Here is a 25,135-nt window from a genome sequence, read left to right on the forward strand (position 1 = left end):
CCTTAAATTTATTTTCATCTAATAGTTGACTAACACAGCTAAAATGGTATAATACAATTAGGTATGGCTAAAAAACAAAAACAACCATAATTAAGCTTAGTTGAGTAGTATTTTACTTGACAAAAACCCTTATCAAATGTTAGGTTTATGACAAACCTTAAATGGTGCAATAAAAGTAATTAAAGTACAAAACGAAAACACAATTAAGCTTAGTTGAGTTTCACTTCCTTTGACCAAAGTCCACACAAAGGTTCACTTTAAATAGAAAGACTTTTTACCCGATTCAAATATCCTTCTATATTTTGATATTAACTCTCTAGATTATCAATCTGATAATCTAATAACTTTGCCACAGTTTCAGGAAATATTTTAACATCTATATTTTCATCTTCCCGTTGAGACAAAGAACGTTTAACTTCCCCCAAATAAAGAGGCTCAGAAACACCCTCTTCTGGATGAATAATAGTTCTAACTCTAATAGTTAATTGACGATCCATACCCAAACGGCCCGGTGAAAATAAATCTCCTGCTGCCTGCTCCATAGTTGCTACTAACTCTGACTCTTTAATAGTAGGAGCAACAGCAATTACTGTTTGAGTTGCACCATTATCATAAACTAACGTATATCTAACTGCTCCTGGAACTTCTACCCGGTTGAATAGTCCTAAACTTAAACCAAATAAACCAGCAGTTAGGACTCCCATAAAACCTGTTACTCCCACTAATCTAAATCTAAACTCCCTATTAAAAATAAAGGCAATAATTGTCAAAATAAAAAATCCAATTGTAGCAATACCAAACCATTGAGAAGCTATGAGTAACTCTGTAGTTGATAACATTTTTTCCTTAGTAATTTTGCAGACTTACTTTTTAATTTTATAGTATAGCTTTAAGGATTAAGCTATCAGATTAAATAAAAACTATTCCTTCTCAAATACTTCAACTCTATTAATACCTTCAGGTTAACCAACCCTTTTTTTTGTAGCGCTATAGTTAGGTGTTATAACTTATGAAACTCTCAAACTCTCTCTAGGATAACCTCTGACTTGTAAACTGGCATATTTTGAACCGTGAATTTTGACCTCTGATCATATTATTTTCTACTTATAAGTAAATAAGTTTTCATCATACCTTTTCCTTTAACATTAATAATCCCTCGTTCCTGAAAAATATACTTATTAGCTAGACAACCATAAGTATCCTCAGTCACTTGAATAACACCAGGAATACCATGAGACTCCATACGATGAGCTGTATTTACCGTATCTCCCCAAAGGTCATAAGCAAACTTTTTTGTCCCAATAACTCCTGCTTCTACCGCTCCAGTATTAAGGCCAATGCGAATTTGTAAAGATTTTTCTTGGCTTTCAGAAATTTGCTTGACTTGGTACAACATATCTAAAGCCATTTCCGCGATCGCTTCTGCATGGTCCTTTCTCAGAGTAGGAAGGCCACCTACAACCATATAAGCATCACCAATAGTTTTGATTTTCTCAAGTCCATACTTATCTGCCAACTGATCAAAACAAGAAAAAATCATGTTGAGTAACTCTACCAATTCAGCAGGAGATAAATTAGCCGAAACCTTAGTAAAACCAACTAAATCAGCAAATAAAACAGTTACCTCACTAAAGCTATCCGCGATAGTTTTTTCTCCCTGTTTTAATCTTTGAGCGATTGGTGCTGGTAATATATTTAATAGTAACTTCTCTGACTTTTCTTGTTCCTCAGCTAGTTGCTTTATATAAGCTTGTTCCTGGTCTCGAAGTCGTTTCTTTTCTAGACAAGCATTAATTCTAGCCTTAAGCAATATAGGATTAAAGGGTTTAGACAAATAATCTTCAGCTCCCAATTCGATGCAACGGACTATACTATCAATGTCGTCCACTGCAGAAATCATTATTACTGGGATATGACGTAATGCTGGATCAGCCTTAAGAGTTTCGAGAACTTGATAACCATTCATTTGTGGCATCATAATATCTAATAGTACCAGATCAAATGAGTGATTTCTCACCATTTCTAAAGCTTGAAATCCATCAGATGCAGAACTTATCATATGTCCTTGTCTTTTAACTCGACGAGCTAAAAGGTCACGGTTAAATTGATTATCATCTACAACTAACACATTACCCCGATCATTTTTCATTGCCTTGGCTTTTTATCTATAAGATTGTTGATCTTTTCTAATAATCTGGGAAATTCTACTGGCTTTGTATCATAATCATCACATCCAGCTTGTAAACATTTTTCTCGGTCTCCTGTCATAGCATGAGCTGTTATTGCTATTACCGGAATATCCTTAGTTTGTTGGTTAGCTTTAATCTTCTTAGTTGCTTCCCACCCGTCGAGCTCAGGCAAACTCATATCCATGAGAATTATATCTGGTATTTCTGATATGGACATTTCTACACCTTCCACACCATTAATAGCAATAACTACTTCAAATTTTTTACGAATCAGACGTCTAGACAACATATCCCGGTTCATCTCATTGTCTTCAACTAAGAGAATTTTAACCATACCTATTGTTCTACCTTTCAATGAGACAATTTTGGGGTTTCATCTTTTATAGAGATTTTATCTAGTATTCCTGAATTTAGGAATTAGTTAATAGTTAATAATATCTGAATAAGAAAGTTACGGCCCCAGGAAGGTAGCTGATAACTGAATGCTTATATTACAGGGGGTAAATTATGCTCGCCATTACTGGTAATAATAGATTGGATATTTTCGGCTTCTAACTTGGGTTTCAAATATAAATTTTCTACTAGAGCAGCAGCGCCAGCAAACCAAGGTGGAATAATCAAAGCACCAATAATTCCTAATAACTGAACTCCTACTAGAACCGATAATAATTGATATAAAGGATGTACTCCAACAGAAGAACCTACCAGTAAAGGATCGAGTATATAAGTCTCTATATTTTGGATAATATAGTACAAAATTATTACCCATAAAAACAACCATCCCCCTTTAGCAATAGCAACAATTAAGGCTGGAACTGCACCAAGAATTGGGCCGATAAAAGGAATCAGGTTTGTCACAGCAGCTATTGCTCCTAAGCCTAGGGAAAAATCTTGCAATCCTAAAAATCCTAAACCAGTAGTTGTTGCTAGACCTAAAATAGCAGAAACAATAATTCTACCTCTAATGTAACCTCCCATTCTTTTAGTTACAGGAATAACTTGATCTTCCAGACGTTTATCCCAAGGTTGAGGAAAAAGTTTGACTATACTGGTAATTAAAGTTTGACTATCAGATACCATATAGCCTGAAATAAATAAAGCCAATATTAAACTAACTATGCTTCCCAATACACCTTTAGTTAAACTATAGGAACGTAATAAAAGTTGTTGACTAGAACTAATTACCCAACTTGTGACAGATTTAGTATCAAAAAGTTGATTAATCCAATCAGGGGGATTTTGAGTTAAAGAACTAACAAAATTTTCAAAATTATCGCTGATACTCTTAGAAAATAATGGCAATTGTCGTAAAAGCCTTTCAATTTGCTCAAAAACTTGTGGGCCAATAATTAAGACTACACTGATCAATCCAGAAATTAGAGTTAAATAGACAATAACTACCCCTAACCAACGAGGCAATCTAATTCTTTCTGTTAAATTTACTAATGGTGAAATTGATGCTGCTAAAATTACTGCAATCATCAACAGTACTATCAGACTTCGCACTTGCCATAAAATAATTAATAGTAAAAAACTACTAATAATTAACAGTAGGTTAGAGATAGAAATAGAAATCCTTTGTTCAGGTTTCATAGAAGCTACTTAAATAGGTTATCAACTCAAGGCTAAAAGCTAACATTTTTTGTTCTTTGCAGTTTTTCCCAAAATGAATTTTAAACTAACTAGTTATATTAATCAACTGCTAAATAACAAAATTAGCCACTAGTATTTTGGGGAGAGTTTCTATTCCCTATTTCCTGCATCTACATACTTAACCGAAATACTTACTTAATTCCGATGCCAATTTGTTAGACCACCAGATTTATCTATTAGTTTAATACCTTGGCTTTGGAGTTCATTTCTAATGCGGTCTGCTTCCGAATAATTCTTAGCTTTTTTTGCTTCTAAACGTTGCTGAATTAAAGACTCAATTTCAATATTACTCAAGCCTTCAGATATATTGCTAACTTGTTCTTCTATTTTAACTTCTAAGCCTAATACTTGTGATAAGCTTACCAGGGTTACCCATTGTTTTTTTAACTCTTCTAAAGATGTTTCAGTTTTCCCTTCATGTATGAGGACATTACCCTCTCGACGTAAATCTTTAGCTAATTCAAATAAAATAGCTAAAGCAGCAGGAGTATTAATATCATCATCCATTGCTTTCTGAAATTTTTCCAGATAAGAAGTTAATAACAATGTCTGATCAGATAAATTTTTTGCGGGCATTTCCCATCCCAACTTAGGACCATATTGATAAGGGAATAATATACCTTCCTTAATAGTATTCCAACCATTTTTGGCAGAAGCGATCGCCTCTTCAGTAAAATCAATAGGTTTACGATATTGAGCAGTTAAAACAAACATTCTTAAAGCCATTGGGTCTACAGGTTGATCCAATAAATCCCGAATCGTAGTAAAATTACCCAAAGACTTTGACATTTTTTCTCCATTGATAGTAACAAAACCATTATGGAGCCAATATCTAGCTAAAATTTTTCCCGTAGAAGCTTCCGACTGAGCAATTTCATTTTCATGGTGAGGAAAAATTAAATCTGCCCCCCCAGCATGAATATCAATAGTTTCCCCTAAACAATCTTGCACCATTGCCGAACATTCAATATGCCAACCTGGTCTTCCTTTTCCCCAAGGAGAGTCCCATGCAGGTTCCCCAGTTTTTGCCGCTTTCCATAGAGCAAAATCAAATGGGTCTTTCTTTTTGGCAGTTTCTAAATCTTCTGAGTCTACCCTACCACTTGCGCCAGCTTGCATTTCTTCTAAACGACGGCCTGAGAGTTTCCCATATTGGGAAAATTCCCGCACCTGATAATATACATCTCCTCCAGAAGAGTAAGCAAAACCTTTTTTTTCTAAATCATGGATTAAATTCTGAATTCTATCTATATTCTGAGTAGCCCGAGGATATTCATCTGCTTCTAAGACATTTAAGCGCTTCATGTCCTCAAAGTATGCTTCCGTGAAACGCTTGGCCACCGAATCCATAGAACTTCCTGTTTCTCTAGCCCGCTTAAGAATCTTATCATCTATATCAGTAAAATTTTGTACATACCGTACTTGATAGCCTTGCCATATTAGATACCGGCGCATTGTATCCCATGCAATATAGGAACGAGCATGACCTAAATGGCAATAGTCGTATACTGTAACACCACAGACATACATTTTAATTATGTTTGGTTCTAAGGGTTCAAAGGTTTCTTCTTGACGGGTCAGTGAATTGTATAGTTTCAGAGCCATAAATTAATTGATCCTAGTTTTTTCTAGTTCTAGTTATAAGGAGAATAGATTTTATAATTATTCAGCTATCCAAAGCCTCCTGTGTCGGAACTTTCCCATTGAGCTATGAATTATTAACTGATTATTACACTGAAGAAGGAGTTAGTCTCCAAGCATAATTATAATTTATGTTTTCCCAGCATTACCCAGGAAGTTAAGTTAGTTATGAATCTAATCTTAGTAATTACTTGATTCCTATTTTAGAATTTCAAGTTAAATACTTATGTTTTTAGTCTTAAAAATATTTTTTTTCCTGAGGTAGTGATATAATGTAATAAATTTATTGTACCATCAGGCCATAAATTTATTTTGTTTATTTATGTCAGTTAAGCTCAATACTTCATCCTTTCTTTTCCTATTGCCTCAACTTTAATAATACTGATTATACAACATTTAATAGGAGAAATTAATAAAAATATCAACATCAAAAAATTAGTTAATGATAGATAAAATATCTTCTGCTACAGATGACTATCTGCCAGAAAAACCATCTTTAACAAGTGGGTTAATTGCTCTGAGAAAAAAAGATTATTTACAGGCGATCGCTATCCTAGAAATAATTGCTCAACAAGAATCTATTCAGGAAAAATTAAAAGCTCAGATGGTCTTAGTCATTGCTTATGAAAAAACTAAACAAGTAGATAATTCTATTTCTTTGTGTCGTAATCTTACTCAAAGTTCTGATAGTAAAATTAAAATTTTTGCTAATCGTCATCTCAAAGAATTATTAAAGCGATATCCACCCAAAAACTTTAAAAAATCAACATTTCCAGAATCTACAAATTTAGAAAAATCTCCCCAGAATCAACAAAATATTGAAACAGGATTTATTCCTTTTAATTCTATTTCAGATCAACATAAGTTTGCCAAAAATAGTAATAATATATCTAAAAAAAATATTGATTTATTTCTAGAAACTGATTCTCAACAAATATCAAAAACAACAAATAACTTCCCAGAAAATTATAGTAAAACTTCAGATTATGTACAGCATTCCCAATTAAATAAAAATGATATAGAGGCAGTTCAAAATCAATCACCTGCTTTATCAAGCATAGTTAACCAGTCAAATTCAAAAACTACAAATGAATTCCATCAAACATCAATAGAGAAAACTTCAGACAAACCAGAAAATTCACCTATATTGACATGGCGTGAAGCAGGAAGAACAAAAGGAGGTCGTCGCCTTAAAACTCCTAATTTAACTTTTTTATGGCTAGAACAAATAGTGGTATTTATTGTTCTATTTTTCCTAAGTCTTACCATACTAAAGTTCAGCTTAGATGTAATAAATGATTTGCTAGTTTGGCTGCCTTATTTCCGACCAATTCAAATTTTTTACCGAGACCCTACTAAAAGCTTTATTATTTTTATAGCAGTATTATTTGTCTTTTTCCCCTGGTTAATAGATGGATTATTGAGCCTTGGTTATAAATCAAAATTTTTACCAAAAACAACCTTGATGAATTACAGCAAAGAGGCTAATAGATTGTTGCGTAGCTTCTCTCAAAAACAAAAAATACGGGAAATTAAATTAAAAGTTTTACCCATAGATGTTCCTATAGCATTCAGTTATGGATGGTTTCTTCGTTGTTTCAGACTTAGAATAGTTGTTAGCCAAGGATTGTTAGATAAATTAGCAGAAGATGAAATTGCTACTATTTATGCTAGAGAAATTAGTCATGTTAAAAATGGAACTTTATGGTTAATGTCTATGGCTAATCTGATGCTTCAAATTCCATATACTATCTATTGGAAATTAACTTTTTGGGCTGATTGGATATGGGATTTAATAATATATCAATTACCTGATTTTTTGCCAGGATTTATCAAATATTTTTTGAGGGTTTTAGTTGTAGTTTTGAGGATATTCGCCGCTATCATTTCAAGTATTAGTTATGGTTTATATTGGTTGTTAAAATTTCCCATATTATGGTTTTCTCGTCGGCGAGTTTATTATAGCGATCGCCTAGCTTGCAATTTAACTGGTAATCCTAATGGTCTCACACGAGCTATTCTAAAAATTACAATTGGTATGGCTAATGATGTGGAAAATCAAGGCAAAGTTAGGAATTTATTAGAGAGTTTTGAAATATTAATGCCAGTGGCAATAAAGCAAGCTATTACTGCTGGTAGTGTGGTTTCAGACAGTAGTTTGGTATCTACTTTTAACTGGGATATTGTTAACCCATATCGTCGATGGTTAGAGATTAATAATAGTCATCCAATGCTAGGTGATCGCTTAAAAAGATTAGGTTCATATGCTAATTTATGGAAACTAGAAACAGAGTTAAATTTAGGAAATATAAATACTGATGTAACTATGAAAAACCAATTAAGTGGTACAAAAGAAAATCAAATTTCCATTCCACAAAATCTTGATTGGCAAAAATTGTTGCTTCAGGGAGCCCCATTTTTTGGTATATTAATAGGCCTAGGTTTTGCTATTTTTTTGTGGTTAATAGGTATAGTTTCATCTGCTATTGGTTTTTGGCGTTTAGATTGGTTATTTGGAGATATCTCCATTTTAGTTAGTTGTTTAGCTATGGGTTTTAGTATTGGTATTTTGATAAGAATTAATCGTTTTTTTCCTGATGTAAAGCTAACTAAGCTGTTGCTAAATCCTGATTTATCAGAACTGTTAAGTGATCTAAAAGCTTTGCCATTAGATAGTCAAACAATTCAGTTAAAAGGCCAACTTCTTGGAAAAAGCGGAATGAGTAATTGGTTGGGACAAGATTTGATTCTACAAACAACAAGGGGTCTGGTCAAGTTGCATTATTCTAATCAATTGGGGCCTCTTGGTAACTTATGGCCTAAAATAAATCGCCCCGCTGATTTTGTTGGTAAGTCTATAACTGTAACTGGTTGGTGGAGGCGAGGAGCTACTCCTTGGATAGACATTAATACTCTGAAAACCGAAAATGGTCAATTTATTAACAGTGGTCATCCTCTATGGTCAACAATTGTAGCTTTTTCTTTTGCTATATGGGGAGCTTATATGGTATTGATAGGGGGATTTTAATTATCAGATTATATAAAAAAGTTGTAGAAACACCAGATAGTCAAATCAAGTTTCCTACTGAATTTTATTGACACAAGCTTCTGGTAGCAATGGTCAGATAAGATTACTTTAGTAGCCTAGAAGTATATTCGTGAGCTGTGTTCTGAGTGATGAGCTCTGAATTCTCAGTACTTCCCGGATAGTTTTTCAGCACACCCTAAAATAGTTAAATTTAAGAAAAATATGTAGATATTGACTTAGGATTATGATAAGTTTATAATAGCGATGAAGTGACTAGCCTGTTAAACATAAGGTAAAGATAAGCTGTAAATATTTCCAGTTTAGTTGAAAAATAAGTCAAATATTATGATTAAAGTTTTTGTCCTTAAATATTAGGAAGTATACATGAAATTAATATCATATCAGTAATTGGGTTGTTTGAGTTTAGCAGGCTTTAAAGTTATATTCAAAATTTGGGTGATAAGCTTTCAGTAAACCAATATCAAAAAAAAGTAATTGATAAATACCTATAGTTTTATTTGTTCAGTGATGAGCAATAATTTCCATGAAAAACCTGAGAAAATAAAATTATCTGCCAGAGTTGACCACATAGGGGACATGGCAAATAATTTTATCTGTAATGAAGGTGAATATAGGTGTTTGTCAAAGTTCTTCACATTCCGAACCCTGGAGCAGTTCTTTTTTGATTCTGCTCTTGTTTTGTGCTCGCTCAATCTAAGTTTACGAAGTTTTCGTTTTTGATAATAAAAACCAAGTAAGATTAAAAATTTGGAGGAATTTTCCTGTATCAATTCGTTTGTATATTGGTAATTTGTCTAAAGGGGTAATGGAACGTCAAGAACTGCAAGACGTTTTTCAGGAAGAAGGTGATAGTGTCACCACTAAATTGATCACAGATCGTAAAACTGGTAAATGGTGAATATAGCTATTTCTCAAAGTTCTTTACATTTCCAACTATGGAGCAGTTTTTTTTGATTCTGCTCTTGTTTTGTGCTCAGTCAATTTAAGTTGACTAAGTTTTCGTTTTTGATAATAAAAACCAAGTAAAATTAAAAGTTCGGAGGAATTTTCCTATGTCAATTCGTTTGTATATTGGTAATTTGCCTAAAGAGGTAATGGAACGTCAAGAACTGCAAGACGTTTTTCAGGAAGAAGGTGATAGTGTCACCACTAAATTGATCACAGACCGTAAAACTGGTAAATGTCGTGGCTTTGGCTTTGTAACAGTCAAAAATGATGAGCAAGCTGACCAAATTATTGAAAAGTATAATGGTTTTCAGTTTAGAGAGACTCCTTTAAAGATTGAAAAAGCCTTGCCTCGCTCTAAAAATAAAACTGAGTCGGAAAATACTGAGGCTGAAACACCTAAAACAGTTAGTAAAAACAACCCTAGTAAGAGTAAAAAGTCTCGTCGTGATAAAGATAAAGGAGGAGTATCTAAGACTTCTAGTGGTTCTTCTAATAGTAATGAATCAGTCCAACCTGATCCTCGTTGGGCTGATGCTTTAGCTGAGTTAAAGCAACGTTTGGCAGCTAGCACTAATTCTTAGGAATCAGTTGCATAAACTCAAAAATATTGTCAAACTGACATCATTAGACTTGTCGCTTTATAACTTAAAAAATCACCAAAAACTAAGTTCAGTAAAGATTGTAGCTATTGGGAAATAAAAAAATTGAAATTATTGCTCTGTCTAGGTTGGAGCGATTTTTTCCCTCTATTTAGCGACAACTCTATTGTAGATATCCTTTTGTAACCATTTCTATACCTAAATAGGTAGAAAAAATTATTTGTGTATTTAAAGATTGTATATGTATATAAATCCAGAATAGATAAGCCAGAAGATTATCCTTATGGTTATGGAGAATTGAAAAAATAGTACCACTATTAAAAGTTAGGAAAAAGAACTGAGATAGTAAGTTTTTGTGCAACTATAAATCAATTAAAAATGTTGGCCTATTTAACATTTACACCGAAGTTGTAATAGTGATTTGTTTGATAACTGGTTAGAAAATTTTTGACTACCAAAATTATAATCGGGACAAGTGATCGTACTGGATAATGCAACATTTCATAAATCAGTTTATATTCAATAATTAGTGGCCAAAGCTAAGTGTGAAATCTGGTGTTTACCACCATTATGGCTAGATTTTAATCAGATAGAACGTTGGTGGTTTGTTTGAAAAAATTTGCTCAGACAAAGACTCAAGGAATTTGATGATTTTCGTATTGGGTGTGGATACAGCTTTTCTTGAACTACCTCAATTTTTTCTGTAGTGGCGAAAGATGTCCATTATTTCTTTGACAGGCTTGGTTGCATGAAGGTGGGGATCGCGCTCACATAATACTGTTATTTTTTAGTTGTCTGTGAAATCAAAGTCCAACCCGGGAGTCCATAATACCAATTCCCATAACTAGGGTTTGCTGAATAAATCTAAAAAACTTACACAATAATGATTTTAAGTATTTTTAATCATAAATAGTATCTAAGTTTCAGTTAAAATAGACTAAAAATTAGGTATCTATAATCCACACTCCATATAAAGAAAAGTAGGCCAACGTGATACTCTAACAGAAAATTTTCAACCGGCGTTCAATGGCCAATTATCCCCAGAGTGATGACTAGTTTAATTCCTTGGGAAAAATATGAAGATGTATATGCAATCTTTTTCTCCACCATGCATAGGAGCACCTGGATTAAATTTTAGAATAGAATTAGGGGCGTTCATTATTAAATAAAAATTAGGTATATTTGAAGACAAACAAATAAAATAGGATTGCTATATATTTAATGATTTTTTTTATATTAAACTCTTTTTGATCATCAAACTTTCAAATTTTAAATTTAACTTTTTTATTTATTTTTATTTCAATCTCTTTCTTCTGAACAGCCACATAAATATAAGCAGTTTTAAAAAATTATCATTCTTCAAAAATGTATAAACTTCCAAAGTATATTGTTTGTCATCAGGCAATAAATTAACTGCCTTAATAGCATCCTTAAATTCTACATCCAAATGTTTACATCGTGGATAAATTTTACCAACATAATGGTGGTTATTCTTGATTAGTAAAGTTCCTAAAAAAATATGACTAGACCTACATATTTTTATGTTTTTTACTTTTTTACCAGAATTACTGAAACACCAGCCAAAAATATCTAAGTACTAATATTGCTGAAACTCAGCATTAATAACAGGAGCATCAAAACAAATAGGATAGCAATCTTGATTACTTAATTTAATATCTTGAATTAAGAATGATAAAAAGAAAAATCAGGTTGTTGACTGTGTAAAATCTCAAAAATTGGTCTATCTAATAATCTCTTACTTGCAAACCAATAGTAATAGTAATAGAAACCATTAATACCATGCTTTACTTTCTTTCTAATTTTGCTTGGGCACCCCTCACTTCTAACAAGCACAAATCGTAAAATCCTAAATCAGTAGGTAGTTTCGGTTGATAATGTCCTTCAAACAGTGGTTTTGCTTTGGTAACATTTGTCGACTCTGTAAACACTTTACCCCACCATTCATCATTTTCTGGAATTGGATGAAACTAAGGAAGAAAAAAGGCAATTAAACGTACTTGAGCCTCGGTTTTTAAACTATCTATCTACTTGATTATACTTTAAGTTTTTGGAATTGATGTAAACGGGTAATTTCAGGATTCAATAAACATCTCCAAAATAGAAAATAAGGTAAAATTATCAAAACCATTTATGTATAAAGTCTCCCAAATGAATCCAACTTTAGAATATATTTATAATCATCCAAAATAAACAAAAAGAATTATTGGCATTACTTATGAACAGCTAATAAAATTAATAGCAAAGGCCTAAGTAATAGAATCAGAGAAAAAGGAGGCGATCGCCAAAACAGAAAAAAGATTAATTAAAGCAGGTGGAGTCAGAAAAAAGAATTTAACAAAGGAAGAAGAAATAATTTTAACGTTATTTTATTTACATCAAATACCAACTTTTCAAACATTAGGAATTAACTTTGGTATAAGTGAATCAAGTGCTAATAATATTTTTCATTACTGGATAGATATTCTCAGAGAATTACTGCCAGCAAGTTTATTAGAACAAGTAAAAAAAAAGAAAATGAATTGGAATGGGTAAAGGAGATATTAACAGAATTAGAATTAATTGTAGATAGTACAGAACAAAGTAGAGAAAGACCAAGTGAATATAAAGACCAAGAAAAATATAAAATATGAAAAAATAAAAATCATACTTTTAAAAATCAAATAATAACGACACCAAAAGGAACAGAAATAGTAGATGTAATAGTAGGAGAAAAAGGTCCAGTAAGTGATGTAAAAATATTAAGAAAACAACAGGATAAATTTGATAAAAAACAAAAGTTTCAAGGAGATAAAGCTGATGAAGGAGTAGAAAGAACTACTACACCAAAAAAGAAACCAAGAAAAAAAGAAATGCCGCTAGAAATCAAAGAATAAAATCAAGAAAAAGCCAGAAAGAGAATATTTGTAGAACATATAATAAGATTAATTAAAATATTTAGAATTGCTAGAGAAAGATTCAGATTAAAAGATAATAATTATCAAAAAGTAATCTTAACAATATGTGGTTTAGTGCGACTAAGAATTGGCTCTTTTATATTAGTAAAAACCATCAAAAGCCGAGATAAAAATAATAAATCAAAGTACAATAAATATTTGAATTAGTAACACGAAGTATCTCTGATGCCCATAAAACTGTACAAATTAACTATCTTCATAAGTAGCGATCGCACCACTAAAGATAGTTAGGATAAATGTTTGAGTATTTTTGGAGATGTCTAATTCTATCCCCTTTTTTAGGGGAGCAATAGCCTCCTCAAACTTAACCATCTCCCTCAAAGTCAGCCCCAAATTAAAATGCCTCCAGGCAAAATCTGAATTCAAAGTAATCATTTGCAGATATACAGCTAACGCATCTTCCCAGTGCTGCTGCTGGAATAAAAATCCCCTAGCTTTTGCTACAATTGCTATGTATACTTGATCTTGTTATTGTTAACATCCCAGAAATCAGATTTTAGCGAGCTAACTTTCTTGAAACACTCATAAGCCTCTTCAAATTGCTCCAAATTAACCAAAACTAAATCTAAGTTATGATGAACCTAAATCTCATCTGGCTTCAACTTCAAGGTTTGACGATAGGCTTGTGAAGGGTCTTCCCACTTCCGTTTTTGCTCAGAGTTCATTGTTGAAGTAAAACTAAATTAGCAGTGACGTACAATTAGTGATTTTTGCAGTTATAGTCCTAAAAGTAAAAAGAATTTAATCATTTTACAGTATGTCTCAATTAGTAGAGAAGGCTATAAATATTTTTGTGACTATTATTTGAGTTGTAAAAATTGATATTACAGGAATCTCTAAACAGCCAGAAAAAGATGATACACAGCCAAACGGCATCATAAGGTTGCTCAAGAGTTCAAGCCTTGTATTTTCTTCTGTATTAGATTACTTGTTTGACAAGCCGAGGATTTGATGATAAAAGCTTCATATATGACAGGCATTTAGTAGAGTTATTGGTAAATAAAAATTGAAAAGACTCAAAAGCTTACTATTAATGGTTTTGAGTATTTTAGTACTGAAAAACACTATAAGCTTTGACTTAATTTTGGTTTTATATTATGTCCGTTAATATCGTTTGTGTAAAAGTTTGGACAATATCTATCGTCATATAAGGTTGTTCTTCCTTTTAAAGCTTCTTCCTTCTTTCTTACCTTCTCTATACAATACCGATGCTACCGGACATAATATTAGCCTTTTTTTTTAAAATAGCTAAAACCTAAAACAAGTCCAGGTTTATAGTGCTTTTGAGTATTAAAATCCTGAAAGCATTATAGAGTAAACTTTTGAGCATTTTAAATCTTTATTTCCAAACAACTCTGATGTATTTTTAGTGATTATTTCAGAGATTTACACTATAACTAGTGCCTTTACGTAAGTCATGTTCCAGTTTAAATTACTCCCACAGAATTAAAATGGCCATCATAAGCTAGGGATTATCTGGGGATAGTCGGTTCTTAAGTGACCATTTAAAATTTTCTGGCGTCGGCCTAGATTAGCCTACTTTTTTCTACTTAATTACTGCAAATAGATGCCTGAAAATTGCTGTATTTTAGCTTCAAAGAGGTAAATATTTCTTTTTCTAAAGATGCTTAAATACTTACTGTGCAAGTTTTTAGATTGAATCAGTAGGCTTTATATAGAAACCATTTGATATCTCTATTGATTAATCATTAGCTTTACAGCTTCTTGGTTTAATCCTTATTGGCACAAATACCCTCCACTAGTCCATTACCTAGGTCGAAATTACTTATATGGCTTGGTGAAGTAGCTAATTTAGCTTGAAAAAGATACCAAATGAATTCTATAAGATTTTTGACCTCAGAAATGCTATGGGCAAACATAGAAACTTGCGAGGGGTAGAAACGTAGGCTCGACGATTAAATACATCATATTGATTATGCTCAATAGCATCCAAAATCTTACTATAAAGCATAGAAGCTGACCAAACAGGCCAACGAATATCAGGGCTTAAACGTTTAATACCTCTCTCTGCATCAACAAAAAATTTACGCGCCCTATGAATCTGAAATTTCATCAACTCTCGCCAACGCTCATCAATTACACCATTCAATAAATCTTCTTCAGTATAATCAAATAAAGCTAACTCTTGTAAAGGAAGATAAATCCTACCCCGGCGAGCATCTTCTCCTACATCTCTTAAAATATTTGTAAGTTGATTAGCAATTCCCAAGGCGATCGCCTCTGATGCAGGATACTGAAATTGTTGGTGGCTCTTCTGTGGAGCAGCAACATTTGATGTTTCTATTCCCATAACTGGCATAGTCATTAAACCAACTGTACCTGCGACTCGATAACAGTAAAGTTTCAGTTCCTCAAATGTTTGGTAGCGACTGCTGTACAGATCCATTTGCTGACCTGCAATCATATCCCGAAATGGTTGTATATCTATGGGGAATCGAGATAAGGTATCTACCAATGCTACATCTGCATCTTCTAAGGGATAGCCAGCAAAGATAGATTCAAGATTTTGTTCCCACTTTTGGAGAGTTTCTGTGGTTGTAGTATTTGACGTGGGTCCATCGACCAGTTCATCTGTACGACGACACCAGACATAAATTGCCCAGATTGCTTTACTTTTAGCCTCTGGCATTAACTGAGTACCCATGTAAAAAGTTTTAGAATAGGTAGCTGTGATTTGACGGCACAGCTCATAAGAATCTTCTATAGATACCAGGGATGAACAAGTCATACGCTGAGAAGATTTAGAGCTTGGCAGCATTCTTTGCTGGCTTTGGAGTTGTTCGTTGCAGATTTGCATGAGATTCAGGGTAAATAGAAGCTTTAGGGTAGCTTTGCTTTTGCGATCGCCTGCGCTGTCAGCTTGCCAGAAAGTACGGCTCCTTCCATGCTAGCTAGATAGCGTTGCATTGTATAATCTCCTGTAAGGAAGAAATTGGCAATTGGAGTTACTTGAGAAGGGCGACAGTCTTGACGACCTGGGGTAGCTTTATATACAGAGCGGGGTGTTTTGACGACGTGATATTTCAACAACTTAGCTGGATCTTCTCCTGTAAAGTGAGCCGGAAATAATTTTTCTAACTCTGCCATTGTTGCTGCGACTATTTCTTGCTCAGATTTACTAATCCAATCTTTAGCTGGTGCTAATACTAGCTCCAACATGGAACAATTGGGATTAGCATATTCGCGACAGGTATTACTCATGTCTGCATAAACACTGAGTAGGGGTGAGCGTGAAAATAGTAAATGATCTATATCTGTGAGCTTGCGATCAAACCACAAATGCAGATTAATTACTGGTACCCCTTCTAAACCCTTGAGCTTTTGGAAATATTCCATCTGTTGCCAGGGTAATGGTAACATTACCTTTAAGGGATCCACGGGCATTGCTGAGACATAAGCATCAACACTTATAACTCTATCTTCTGCTGCTTCTAATCCTCTAATGAGGAATCCACTAACTGTGCCATCGTCGTTCAGCAAAAACTCTTTTATAGGTGAGTTTAGATATACTTCCCCACCTCCCTTAGTAATATATTCTACCAGAGGTTGACATAATCGCTCCGTGGGTGAACCATCTAAAAAAGCCATTTTAGAACCATTTTTCTCTTGGAGGAAACGGTTTAGAGCCGTGAGAATAACAGTTGAGGATATTTCTTCTGGCCCGATAAAATTCAATGCTTTTGACATGGCGATGAAGACTTCTTTCTCCACTTTTGGAGGGACATTTTGTTTTTTCAGCCATTCTGAAAAACTGTATTTGTCCATTTTTTCTACATATTTTTGTCCTTGAAGCATAGCTGGAATTAAACCTATGCCAAACTTAATTTTTTCTAACCAGGTTAGCATATCATTATTGCCCAGAATTGCCGCTATGCCATTTACTGGTGCTGGAATATTGGGAAAATCAAACCTAGAATATGTTCCTGGTTGATCTGGCTGATTAAAAATCATTGTGTGGTCTTTCCATTGCAACCTATCCTGTATATCCAACTCTTTAAATAGCTGTAACATATTTGGATAAGCTCCAAAGAATATATGTAGACCAGTTTCGTACCAGTCTCCCTCCTCGTCCTTCCAGGCTGCTACTTTACCTCCAAGAACGTCCCTTCTTTCAAGGACTATTGGGGTATGGCCCAGATCTGTCAAATATTTAGCACAGGAAAGACCTGCTAGACCTGCTCCCGCGATTGCCACTAGCATTTATTTGGTAAAAACCTCTTAAATAAATTTACTTATTTTTATTATAACTTTACAAGTTGTTACACAATTCAGCAAGACCTGATTAAGTTATTTTTGATTTCTCTAAAAATTAATTTATCTCCTTAGTTTTGACAAAACAATGTAAATATGGTTATGTTACAGCGAAATTAGTAATAGATTTGTATTATCCTAATAAAATGTAAGAATGCTTGACTAGAGATTGGCTCAAACCAAAGGCCAATTTATAGTCAATATATTGAGATAGTGAGGCCTTCCTCAAAATACCAAAGAATTTGACACAATAGAATTAATAAAAGGACAAACAAATAAACTAAGGCATGGGCAAAGTAGTTGGCATAGACCTGGGTACAACAAACTCCGTTGTTTCCGTTATGGAAGGAGGAAAACCAATAGTGATAGCTAACTTAGAAGGAATGCGGACAACACCATCTGTAGTTGGCTTCACAAAGGAAGGAGAACGAATAGTTGGACAAATGGCCAGAAGGCAAATAGTTCTGAATCCCCAGAACACCTTCTACGGAGTCAAACGATATATTGGACGTAAATACTCTGAACTATCACCAGAATCAAAGCGCGTTCCATATACAATTCGCCGGGACGAATACGGCAATATCAAAATCAAATGTCCCCGAATGAAACGAGATTTTGCTCCTGAAGAACTATCAGCTATGATACTGCGGAAACTAGCAGATGAAGCAAGTCGTTATCTGGGAGAAGAGGTAACAGGAGCAGTAATTACTGTACCAGCATATTTTAATGACTCCCAAAGACAAGCTACTCGCGATGCAGGGACTATTGCGGGCTTAGAAGTGAAACGTATTTTGAATGAACCAACGGCAGCATCTTTGGCCTATGGATTAGAAAGTACAGAAAATCAGTTAATTCTAGTTTTTGACTTAGGTGGAGGTACATTTGATGTTTCAATTTTAGAAGTAGGAGATGGAGTATTTGAAGTCAAGGCTACCAGTGGAGATACTCAATTAGGGGGTAATGACTTTGACCAAAGAGTGGTTGACTGGTTAGCTGAACAATTTCTAGAGTCAGAAGGAATAGACTTAAGGAATGACCGTCAAGCTCTACAAAGACTGACTGAAGCTGCCGAAAAAGCCAAAATTGAATTATCTGGGGTTGGGGTAACAGAGGTTAATCTTCCCTTTATTACTGCTACAGAAGATGGCCCTAAGCATCTGGAAACTAGGTTGACTAGATCCCAATTTGAAGGACTTTGTGAAGATTTAGTTTCTAGAATCCGACGTCCTGTAAAAATGGCCTTAAAAGATGCTAGTATTAATCCCTCTATGATTGATGAAGTAGTATTAGTAGGTGGTTCAACTCGTATTCCTTTTGTCCAAGACTTAGTTTATTCTCTTATAGATAGAGAAGCAAATCAGGGAGTGAACCCTGATGAGGTTGTGGCGGTAGGAGCGGCTATTCAGGCTGGTATTTTAGCTGGTGATGTGCGAGATGTGCTGCTTTTGGATGTTACTCCATTGTCTGTGGGTTTAGAAACTATTGGGGGGGTGATGAAAAAACTTATTCCTCGGAATACTACTATTCCAGTCAGACGTTCTGATATCTTTTCTACTGCAGAAAATAATCAGACTTTAGTTGAGATTCATGTGATTCAGGGAGAACGAGAAATAGCTGCTGATAATAAGTCTCTTGGAAAATTTAAGCTTACTGGTATTCCCCCTGCACCACGAGGTGTGCCACAGGTGCAAGTATCTTTTGATGTTGATGCTAATGGTATTTTGCAGGTGACGGCAATGGATAAGACTACTGGTAGAACTCAAAGTATTACTATTCAAGGAGCTTCTACTTTAAGTCAGCAGGAAATTACTCAGATGATTCAGGATGCGGAAAAATTTGCTGAAGCAGACAGACTTAAACGGGAGCAAGTGGACAAGCGTAACCGGGCTGAGGCTTTGGCCTTTCAGGCAGAACGAAAACTGCGAGAGGTAGCCTTGGATTATGGTATGCAGTTTGCAGCCAGAAGTCGTCAACGCATTGAGATGTTGATTAGGGAGCTGCGGGATAGTTTGGAACGGGATGATGAACGGGGTATTGATCGGGTAGGAGTTGACTTACAAGATGCTCTCTACGATCTCAAACGTGAGGTTTCAATTTATACCTCCTCTGAAAATGATGATAACTTCTTTGGCTCTGTGCGCCGGACAATATCTGGCGAAGAGCGTAACCCTAGGGATAGGGAACGTTATGATTATGAAAGTAGGGTTTATAGTCGTCCTCCTGATCGAGTTAGTTCTAATCGAGCTAATCGTTATTATCAAAGTCAAGATTGGGATGATGATGATGATGATTGGCTATAACTATTGTGGATTTTAGATGGGGCCAGAGATAGTTGATCACTGGCTTTCAATATATACCTTAGATGAAATGCGGGTGTGTTCAAAATTGAAGAGTCAAGTTATTGCTATAAATGAAAAGTAATAATTTGAAAATATCTTAACTGAATTGGTATAGCGCTACGCGCAAGTTAAAAGTCACGGATTCATATCCCTTGTAGGCTTTTCCTCTGAAAAGGCCGCGCTTGTAAGGATTTAACAATATCCTTAATTATTTGCGTAGTATTTTGATTACTATATTTTGGCTTCAATTAAGAAGTCTAAGATCTGGTACTATTTTGCTTCAAGAGTTTAGAGAAAATATTTATAGTTAAAAATATTAATAAGTTATTTATAAGTTTAAGTTAGCAGATGCAAAACTTTCGGAATTATTATCAGATTCTAGATATTTCTAAAGATGCTTCAGTGGATGAAATTAAGAAAGCATATAGAAAATTAGCGCGACAATTTCATCCAGATGTAAATCCAGGAAGTAAAGAGGCGGAAGAAAAGTTTAAAGATATTAATGAAGCCTATGATATTTTATCGGATGTAGAGAAACGTTTAGAGTACGATAAGTTTATTCGATATTGGAAACCAAAAGGAATTGCCAGTAGGATGGGGATGCGAGTTCCTGATTTTAGAAATTGGGGAGATAATCTTTCTGGCAATGGAGTTAAGTCAGACAAGAATGTTGATGTTAGTGATTTTTCAGATTTTAATACTTTTGTAGATCAATTGTTGGGTCGTCGTCGGGAAGTTAAGACTCCGGCAACAGCAACAAAACCAAAAACTCAGTCATCAAGTGTTTATCGCCCTGGTCAGAAAAAGGCTGTTTATAAAGCAACGGAACAGGAGCTAAGAAAGGATATTGAGGCTAGATTGACTTTGCCTTTGGAAAAAGCTTATGTGGGAGGGGTGGAGAAAATACGTTTGGAGGATGGGCGTTCGATCGAGGTAAATATGCCGAGAGCTATGGTTAGTGGTCAAAAAGTTCGTCTGAAAAATCAGGGTATTGGTGGGGGAGATTTGTATTTGAAGATTACGATCGCTCCTCATGGTTTTTATCAGTTACAGGGGGCAGAAATTTTCTGCGAGTTACCTATTACTCCTGTAGAGGCAGTTTTGGGTGGGGATATTGAGGTTCCCACTTTGGATGGTTGGGTGAGGATGAAGTTACCGGCGGGGGTTGTTTCTGGTCAACGTTTACGACTTGCTAGTAAGGGTTATCCTGATGGTATGGGTGATCGTGGGGACCAGTTGGTGGAGATTAAGATTGTAACTCCGAAGAAGCTTAGTGAAGAGGAGTTGGAGATTTATCAGAAGTTACGGGAGGTTGAGAGGCTTAAACCACGGAAAGATTTGCCTGTTTAATTTGGTTTGTGTCTGTTCAGTAAACCCTAATTATTGCTCAATGATAACTTTGCTTGCTGCAGCATAAATTCCTAAAAAGTTAGGATTAAAGGCTCACTATGAGGGAAAAATCACTCTTCTAATTCTTTCTGCTACCTCCTTTATAATTTACATTTATCCTGTACGGATGTTGTATAACAAAAATGCGTTTCATGTCGCGCAGCAAAATGTCCATACCTGACTCCTATTCTTACTCATAAAACTTTTTCAGTAAACTCTAATTATATGATGTTGGGATAATAAGTGATAAAAAAGTTTTTGTTTGTAGTATTCCTCTAGTAATACTACAAACTTTAATTATAACTATTTAAGGGGAACAGATATGATATTGTATTTAGTTTTAAATTTTAGCTGTATTTTTATTATTAATGGCCGCAGATTCTGTTACGTTTCTGAGAGTTCCTAGGTAAGTTCTGTAAGAAGTGCCACCTGTACCATAAACAGTATTATTATTTTCACCTGGATTAGATATGTATTTAGGAATCATTTTTAAATGATTAGTTCGCATCAAAAGAATTTTGTCAATACAGTTATTGTAAGCTTCTCTTAAATCTGGAGAATTATTGTCCATGACAAAGTTTCTTACTAGGCTCTTATGATAAGTTTCTTCCAAAAAATTTCTATGAGGAGCTGGCATATAGTTAACAAAACCGTAGTAATTTTCTAGAACTAACTCTACAGGAAGTTCTTGTTTTTCGTTAAGAATTTTTCTTTGTACAGGATCTAGAGACATACAACCCATAATCCTATCTAATAAAGGCATTGCAATGCTTTTAGAACCAGTTTCTCCTCTGAGAACTGAAGCATTAATCTCGGTACCTTGATAAACAAGCTCAAGGTTATTGTGCCATCCCTTGAGAAACTGTCTGATGTATTTTCTGAAAATTTCAGGAGACACAATCTTCTCTGTAGTCATAAAAACATCTTTTATGTTAACAATCGTATTAGCCATTTCTCGTAAGACAATAGTTAGAGAAACTGCATCTTTTTCCTCCGCTAGCTCATCGCTTTTATCCCTTGCCGATAACACTCCCTAGCAGCTGCTTCATAGGCTACATGAACAGTTATGAATTGGTCTTCATCTTCTAAAATGAAAATGTAACCAGACTTTTAAGATTGTTTGTGGTAAAATCTCCAGTTGGATCTTGTTTTCTCCAGTTTCTTAAGACATAATCAGCATAGTTGAGTATTGGTGGTTCTTTCAATCTTTCTGAAACCTAAACCAAAGGAATAGCAATCTGTGATGGAAGAACTGTTCTTGGTTCAGGTTCCCCTAAAGTATCGTCAAAAGTTGAATAAAAAGTCATACTTAGGTGCAAATTAACCCAACTATATAAACAGTATCACAATTTTTTCCGGGGTGCAAATCTAACTACCTCGACGTTTTTAATGAGCTTCAGGAAATGATAATGGATTTATGCCCATCACATATAACAGCCTGATGGATTTTTTTGCCTAAAGATATAGTTTTAGTTGAATAAAAAGTCATGCTTAGGTACGAGTTAGCCCAACTATATAAACAGTATCACAATTTTTTCCGGGGTGCAAATCTAACTACCTCGACGTTTTTAATGAGCTTCAGGAAATGATAATGGATTTATGCCCATCACATATAACAGCCTGATGGATTTTTTTTGCCTAAAGATATAGTTTTAGTTGAATAAAAAGTCATGCTTAGGTACGAGTTGACCCCACTATATAAACAGTATCACAATTTTTTCCGGGGTGCAAATCTAACTACCTCGACGTTTTTAATGAGCTTCAGAAAATGAAAATGATTTTAGGGCGATCGCCTATAACAGCCTGATGGATTTTTTTTTTGCCTAAAGATATAGTTTTAGTTGAATAAAAAGTCATGCTTAGGTACAAGTTAACCCCACTATGTAAATAGTATCACAATTTTTTCCGGGGTGCAACTCTAACTACTTGGACGTTTTTTTATAAGCTCCAGAAAATGATATAGATTTTTCCTATTTTTTTAGATATTCTTTAGACAAAACTCTGTAAAAGAGTATCTTTAAAAAAATTGGCAGATTGAAGATTTTTTTTTGATAAAAGTTAGTAGCTTGAATCATATTTGTAGAGACATTCTAGAAAGCATCTCTACAGAAATTTTGAGGGCATAAAAATACTTACCAATAGATAATTAATAATTAATCCCCAAAGGCTTAAAACCTATTTTTAAGGATCAAAAAGAAATAATATTTCCGCATTTGCTTAAATCCTCTTAATTTTAACCGGAGGTAATTATTCATGATTAATTATCCATTATCCATTAATAAATATTCCAATAAAAACTAATAATTAATTACTGCTGAAACTGACGAGCGCCGAAAAGATTTTCCTTTGCTTTTGCATCCACATTTTGCATCCGACTCTTACTTAAAACTGTTAAACCACAACTTACCCCAGGTCGCTGACCAACTGTTTTAAAGCATTACTTTAAATGAGGAAAGTTTGCTAAATTTTGTCCTGGTTTTTCCTGAGGTACTATCCAAGGATATATTGCCATATCAGCGATGGAATAATCTCCCGCTACATATTCAAGTTTGGATAGTTGTTTATCTAAAACTCGATACAAACTAGATGTTTCATTTGTATATCTTTCAATGACATAGGAATTTTTTTTTTGCATATTGACTAAAATTATGAGCTTTTCCTGGCATCGGTATAACAACACCTACTTACAAAATTAACCATAGAATAACTGGTAGTATTCTCATGTTTTTTTTAGGAAGAAAGCGATCTTTTTTTTATGCTAAATAAAGCAAAATAGCTCCTGATTAAAAGATAGAAATAGGATTACCATTAGGTTTGTTGGAGCCATTTAAGTGATTATTTATCAGTTATCAGTACCTCTAGCTGAAGTTAGAGGCTTGAGATAAAGAATATTATCTTTTTTTATCTCCTTAGAAGAGAAGTCTTGAGACAACAATTTTCCGGTCAACAATAACAGACATGTTATCGTTAGGACTAACTTTGATAAACTTTGGTTGAAATTTACCTCCAGTCATAATATTAACAAGAATTAAATTATAGGGAGTTTCTGTTTCTTCGAGCATTATACTTATTTTCTAACCGTTAGAGGTCGCCCAGTAATATAAATCAAGAGTCATAATTAAAAAAACTCCAATTTTTGTCTATTTTTTTTAATTAAAACCCAGATTTTTCCGTCCTATGCCATCAAATAAATCGAGCATTTTTTCTCGCCAAGCATAAACTGGATCGCTAGTTTCTAAGAGTTTTTTAGGAGACATAGCACGAGCAAATTGAAAAGTAGAAAATACTAGATAATCAGCATAGTTTGGTGTTTCTCCTGCTAAGAAAAATTGCTGACTGATAGTGTTTCTTAAAGGCTCTAGAAAACTTTGAAAATTATTAATTTGGTTTTCTGTAACATCCTTAAATTCTTCTAGAGACTTACCCAAAAAACTTTCACGACTTTCTCGAAAATAAGGCTGGTCTTTTGGATCAATATTTTCAAATACATCGTATAAAACTATTGGAGCTAAAATTCCTAATAAGCTGCTATTCCAAGAGTCGATAAACATCGTTTGAGATTTGGCTTCATAACTGCCAAATAAAGAAGGTTTATCTGGATAAGTTTCCTCTAAGTAATTAGCAATATTCCAAGAATCTGCAACTACTTTATCTCCCTTATTTCCATCAACAATTACAGGAACTGTCTCCTGATTAGAGAAAGCGATCGCCTCTTTTTCTGTCAGTCGCCAAGGTATAATTTTTACTTCTAAATTTTTGTGTGCTAAAGCCATACGAATTCTCCAACAAAAGGGACTGAAAGCTCTATTTTCTTCTGCAGCAACCAAGTCGTAAAGTTTAATTACCATAGATTATTTAACCTTTATAATTTGTAAATATATGATTAACTATATCATATTTTTTGCTTTTTACTAAACTTATTTATTGCTCAAAATAAATAAATAAAGTATTTATTATAGCAATAATTAGCTACTTTTTAGTCATCAATGAATAATTAGATATAAAGTTTATCATTTGTTTTAGGGAGTAGTACTGATGTTATTTACAAGGTTGCCACAAGGTAATAATTAGGGTTTTGGGA

20 protein-coding genes and 2 pseudogenes are annotated in these 25,135 nt (G+C 34.0%); 7 read left to right on the plus strand and 15 right to left on the minus strand.

What is annotated here, in order from left to right; translation table 11 throughout:
- Nucleotides 1–308: 308 nt before the first annotated feature.
- The 5 genes from TERY_RS19225 to cysS form a co-directional block, all read right to left on the minus strand.
- Nucleotides 309–839, minus strand: a complete 531-nt coding sequence (locus TERY_RS19225; protein WP_011613351.1) for a DUF2518 family protein — start codon at nucleotides 837–839, stop codon at nucleotides 309–311.
- Nucleotides 840–1,093: 254 nt separating this feature from the next.
- Nucleotides 1,094–2,149, minus strand: coding sequence for an adenylate/guanylate cyclase domain-containing protein (locus TERY_RS19230; RefSeq protein ID WP_011613352.1), 1,056 nt, complete (start codon nucleotides 2,147–2,149; stop codon nucleotides 1,094–1,096).
- Nucleotides 2,146–2,523 carry a response regulator gene (locus TERY_RS19235; RefSeq protein WP_011613353.1) on the minus strand — a complete coding sequence of 126 codons (378 nt, stop codon included), beginning with the start codon at nucleotides 2,521–2,523 and terminating at the stop codon, nucleotides 2,146–2,148. Before TERY_RS19235 ends, TERY_RS19230 begins: the two co-directional genes overlap by 4 nt.
- A 152-nt stretch (nucleotides 2,524–2,675) precedes the next feature.
- Nucleotides 2,676–3,782 (minus strand): AI-2E family transporter, encoded by a 1,107-nt coding sequence (locus TERY_RS19240; RefSeq protein WP_011613354.1) that lies wholly within the window; start codon nucleotides 3,780–3,782, stop codon nucleotides 2,676–2,678.
- Between the two features lie 195 nt (nucleotides 3,783–3,977).
- Nucleotides 3,978–5,447: a cysteine--tRNA ligase gene (gene cysS, locus TERY_RS19245; RefSeq protein WP_011613355.1), complete on the minus strand. Its 1,470-nt coding sequence runs from the start codon at nucleotides 5,445–5,447 to the stop codon at nucleotides 3,978–3,980.
- 478 nt (nucleotides 5,448–5,925) lie between these two features.
- Between cysS and TERY_RS19250 the strand changes: the two genes are divergently transcribed.
- From TERY_RS19250 to TERY_RS19255, 3 genes and pseudogenes are all read left to right on the plus strand, one after another.
- On the plus strand, nucleotides 5,926–8,511 hold the full coding sequence (locus TERY_RS19250; protein ID WP_011613356.1) for a M48 family metalloprotease: 2,586 nt from the start codon (nucleotides 5,926–5,928) through the stop codon (nucleotides 8,509–8,511).
- Between the two features lie 826 nt (nucleotides 8,512–9,337).
- Nucleotides 9,338–9,424 (plus strand): annotated as a pseudogene (locus TERY_RS28735) (RNA-binding protein); the annotation flags it as partial.
- Nucleotides 9,425–9,584: 160 nt separating this feature from the next.
- Nucleotides 9,585–10,061, plus strand: coding sequence for an RNA-binding protein (locus TERY_RS19255; RefSeq protein ID WP_011613358.1), 477 nt, complete (start codon nucleotides 9,585–9,587; stop codon nucleotides 10,059–10,061).
- A 1,701-nt stretch (nucleotides 10,062–11,762) separates the two neighbouring features.
- Here TERY_RS19255 and TERY_RS35405 read toward each other — a convergent pair.
- Entirely contained in the window at nucleotides 11,763–11,933 is a 171-nt protein-coding gene (locus tag TERY_RS35405; RefSeq protein ID WP_196797124.1) for a glycoside hydrolase family 99-like domain-containing protein, read from the minus strand.
- Nucleotides 11,885–12,058: a glycoside hydrolase family 99-like domain-containing protein gene (locus tag TERY_RS35410; protein WP_370497285.1), complete on the minus strand. Its 174-nt coding sequence runs from the start codon at nucleotides 12,056–12,058 to the stop codon at nucleotides 11,885–11,887. The genes TERY_RS35405 and TERY_RS35410 overlap by 49 nt, the downstream gene beginning before the upstream one ends.
- 421 nt (nucleotides 12,059–12,479) lie before the next feature.
- Here TERY_RS35410 and TERY_RS37460 point away from each other — a divergent pair, with 421 nt between their 5' ends.
- Together TERY_RS37460 and TERY_RS37465 are read left to right on the plus strand one after the other, a co-directional pair.
- Complete coding sequence (locus tag TERY_RS37460; protein ID WP_370497287.1) at nucleotides 12,480–12,632, plus strand: helix-turn-helix domain-containing protein; 153 nt, start codon at nucleotides 12,480–12,482, stop codon at nucleotides 12,630–12,632.
- Between the two features lie 110 nt (nucleotides 12,633–12,742).
- Nucleotides 12,743–13,201, plus strand: a pseudogene (locus TERY_RS37465) (transposase family protein); the annotation flags it as partial.
- A 39-nt stretch (nucleotides 13,202–13,240) separates the two neighbouring features.
- Here TERY_RS37465 and TERY_RS19265 read toward each other — a convergent pair.
- From TERY_RS19265 to pds, 3 genes are all read right to left on the minus strand, one after another.
- A complete protein-coding gene (locus tag TERY_RS19265; protein ID WP_155994502.1) occupies nucleotides 13,241–13,507 on the minus strand; it encodes a tetratricopeptide repeat protein in 267 nt (88 codons plus the stop codon).
- A 1,387-nt stretch (nucleotides 13,508–14,894) separates the two neighbouring features.
- The gene (gene crtB / locus TERY_RS19270; RefSeq protein WP_044137848.1) at nucleotides 14,895–15,833 is read right to left on the minus strand and encodes a 15-cis-phytoene synthase CrtB; all 939 of its coding nucleotides are present in this window, start codon (nucleotides 15,831–15,833) and stop codon (nucleotides 14,895–14,897) included.
- A gap of 62 nt (nucleotides 15,834–15,895) precedes the next feature.
- A complete protein-coding gene (gene pds / locus TERY_RS19275) occupies nucleotides 15,896–17,275 on the minus strand; it encodes a 15-cis-phytoene desaturase (protein ID WP_011613361.1) in 1,380 nt (459 codons plus the stop codon).
- Between the two features lie 338 nt (nucleotides 17,276–17,613).
- On the opposite strand from pds, the gene dnaK reads away from it, so the two are divergent.
- A complete protein-coding gene (dnaK, locus tag TERY_RS19280; RefSeq protein ID WP_011613362.1) occupies nucleotides 17,614–19,626 on the plus strand; it encodes a molecular chaperone DnaK in 2,013 nt (670 codons plus the stop codon).
- Nucleotides 19,627–20,013: 387 nt separating this feature from the next.
- Nucleotides 20,014–21,015 (plus strand): DnaJ C-terminal domain-containing protein, encoded by a 1,002-nt coding sequence (locus TERY_RS19285; protein ID WP_011613363.1) that lies wholly within the window; start codon nucleotides 20,014–20,016, stop codon nucleotides 21,013–21,015.
- Nucleotides 21,016–21,394: 379 nt separating this feature from the next.
- Here TERY_RS19285 and TERY_RS19290 read toward each other — a convergent pair whose 3' ends face one another.
- The 5 genes from TERY_RS19290 to TERY_RS19300 form a co-directional block, all read right to left on the minus strand.
- Nucleotides 21,395–22,084, minus strand: coding sequence for a hypothetical protein (locus TERY_RS19290; protein ID WP_011613364.1), 690 nt, complete (start codon nucleotides 22,082–22,084; stop codon nucleotides 21,395–21,397).
- 55 nt (nucleotides 22,085–22,139) lie between these two features.
- On the minus strand, nucleotides 22,140–22,259 hold the full coding sequence (locus TERY_RS33580) for a hypothetical protein (RefSeq protein ID WP_155994503.1): 120 nt from the start codon (nucleotides 22,257–22,259) through the stop codon (nucleotides 22,140–22,142).
- A gap of 1,232 nt (nucleotides 22,260–23,491) precedes the next feature.
- Nucleotides 23,492–23,689 carry a hypothetical protein gene (locus TERY_RS25740; protein WP_052845845.1) on the minus strand — a complete coding sequence of 66 codons (198 nt, stop codon included), beginning with the start codon at nucleotides 23,687–23,689 and terminating at the stop codon, nucleotides 23,492–23,494.
- Between the two features lie 274 nt (nucleotides 23,690–23,963).
- Nucleotides 23,964–24,116, minus strand: a complete 153-nt coding sequence (locus TERY_RS33585; RefSeq protein WP_155994504.1) for a hypothetical protein — start codon at nucleotides 24,114–24,116, stop codon at nucleotides 23,964–23,966.
- 87 nt (nucleotides 24,117–24,203) lie between these two features.
- Nucleotides 24,204–24,902, minus strand: coding sequence for a glutathione S-transferase N-terminal domain-containing protein (locus TERY_RS19300; RefSeq protein WP_011613365.1), 699 nt, complete (start codon nucleotides 24,900–24,902; stop codon nucleotides 24,204–24,206).
- Nucleotides 24,903–25,135 lie beyond the last annotated feature (233 nt).

Origin of the sequence: Trichodesmium erythraeum IMS101 (genome assembly GCF_000014265.1) — a bacterium.
GTDB lineage: Bacteria > Cyanobacteriota > Cyanobacteriia > Cyanobacteriales > Microcoleaceae > Trichodesmium > Trichodesmium erythraeum.

Excerpts from the sequence above, each read along its gene's own strand:
- TERY_RS19235 (WP_011613353.1), bottom strand. The coding sequence starts at position 2,523 with ATGGTTAAAATTCTCTTAGTTGAAGACAATGAGATGAACCGGGATATG.
- TERY_RS19230 (WP_011613352.1), bottom strand. The coding sequence starts at position 2,149 with ATGAAAAATGATCGGGGTAATGTGTTAGTTGTAGATGATAATCAATTT.
- TERY_RS19255 (WP_011613358.1), top strand. The coding sequence starts at position 9,585 with ATGTCAATTCGTTTGTATATTGGTAATTTGCCTAAAGAGGTAATGGAA.
- TERY_RS25740 (WP_052845845.1), bottom strand. The coding sequence starts at position 23,689 with ATGCAAAAAAAAAATTCCTATGTCATTGAAAGATATACAAATGAAACA.
- dnaK (WP_011613362.1), top strand. The coding sequence starts at position 17,614 with ATGGGCAAAGTAGTTGGCATAGACCTGGGTACAACAAACTCCGTTGTT.
- TERY_RS19240 (WP_011613354.1), bottom strand. The coding sequence starts at position 3,782 with ATGAAACCTGAACAAAGGATTTCTATTTCTATCTCTAACCTACTGTTA.
- TERY_RS33585 (WP_155994504.1), bottom strand. The coding sequence starts at position 24,116 with ATGCTCGAAGAAACAGAAACTCCCTATAATTTAATTCTTGTTAATATT.
- TERY_RS19225 (WP_011613351.1), bottom strand. The coding sequence starts at position 839 with ATGTTATCAACTACAGAGTTACTCATAGCTTCTCAATGGTTTGGTATT.
- crtB (WP_044137848.1), bottom strand. The coding sequence starts at position 15,833 with ATGCTGCCAAGCTCTAAATCTTCTCAGCGTATGACTTGTTCATCCCTG.
- TERY_RS19300 (WP_011613365.1), bottom strand. The coding sequence starts at position 24,902 with ATGGTAATTAAACTTTACGACTTGGTTGCTGCAGAAGAAAATAGAGCT.
- pds (WP_011613361.1), bottom strand. The coding sequence starts at position 17,275 with ATGCTAGTGGCAATCGCGGGAGCAGGTCTAGCAGGTCTTTCCTGTGCT.
- TERY_RS19285 (WP_011613363.1), top strand. The coding sequence starts at position 20,014 with ATGCAAAACTTTCGGAATTATTATCAGATTCTAGATATTTCTAAAGAT.
- TERY_RS19250 (WP_011613356.1), top strand. The coding sequence starts at position 5,926 with ATGATAGATAAAATATCTTCTGCTACAGATGACTATCTGCCAGAAAAA.
- cysS (WP_011613355.1), bottom strand. The coding sequence starts at position 5,447 with ATGGCTCTGAAACTATACAATTCACTGACCCGTCAAGAAGAAACCTTT.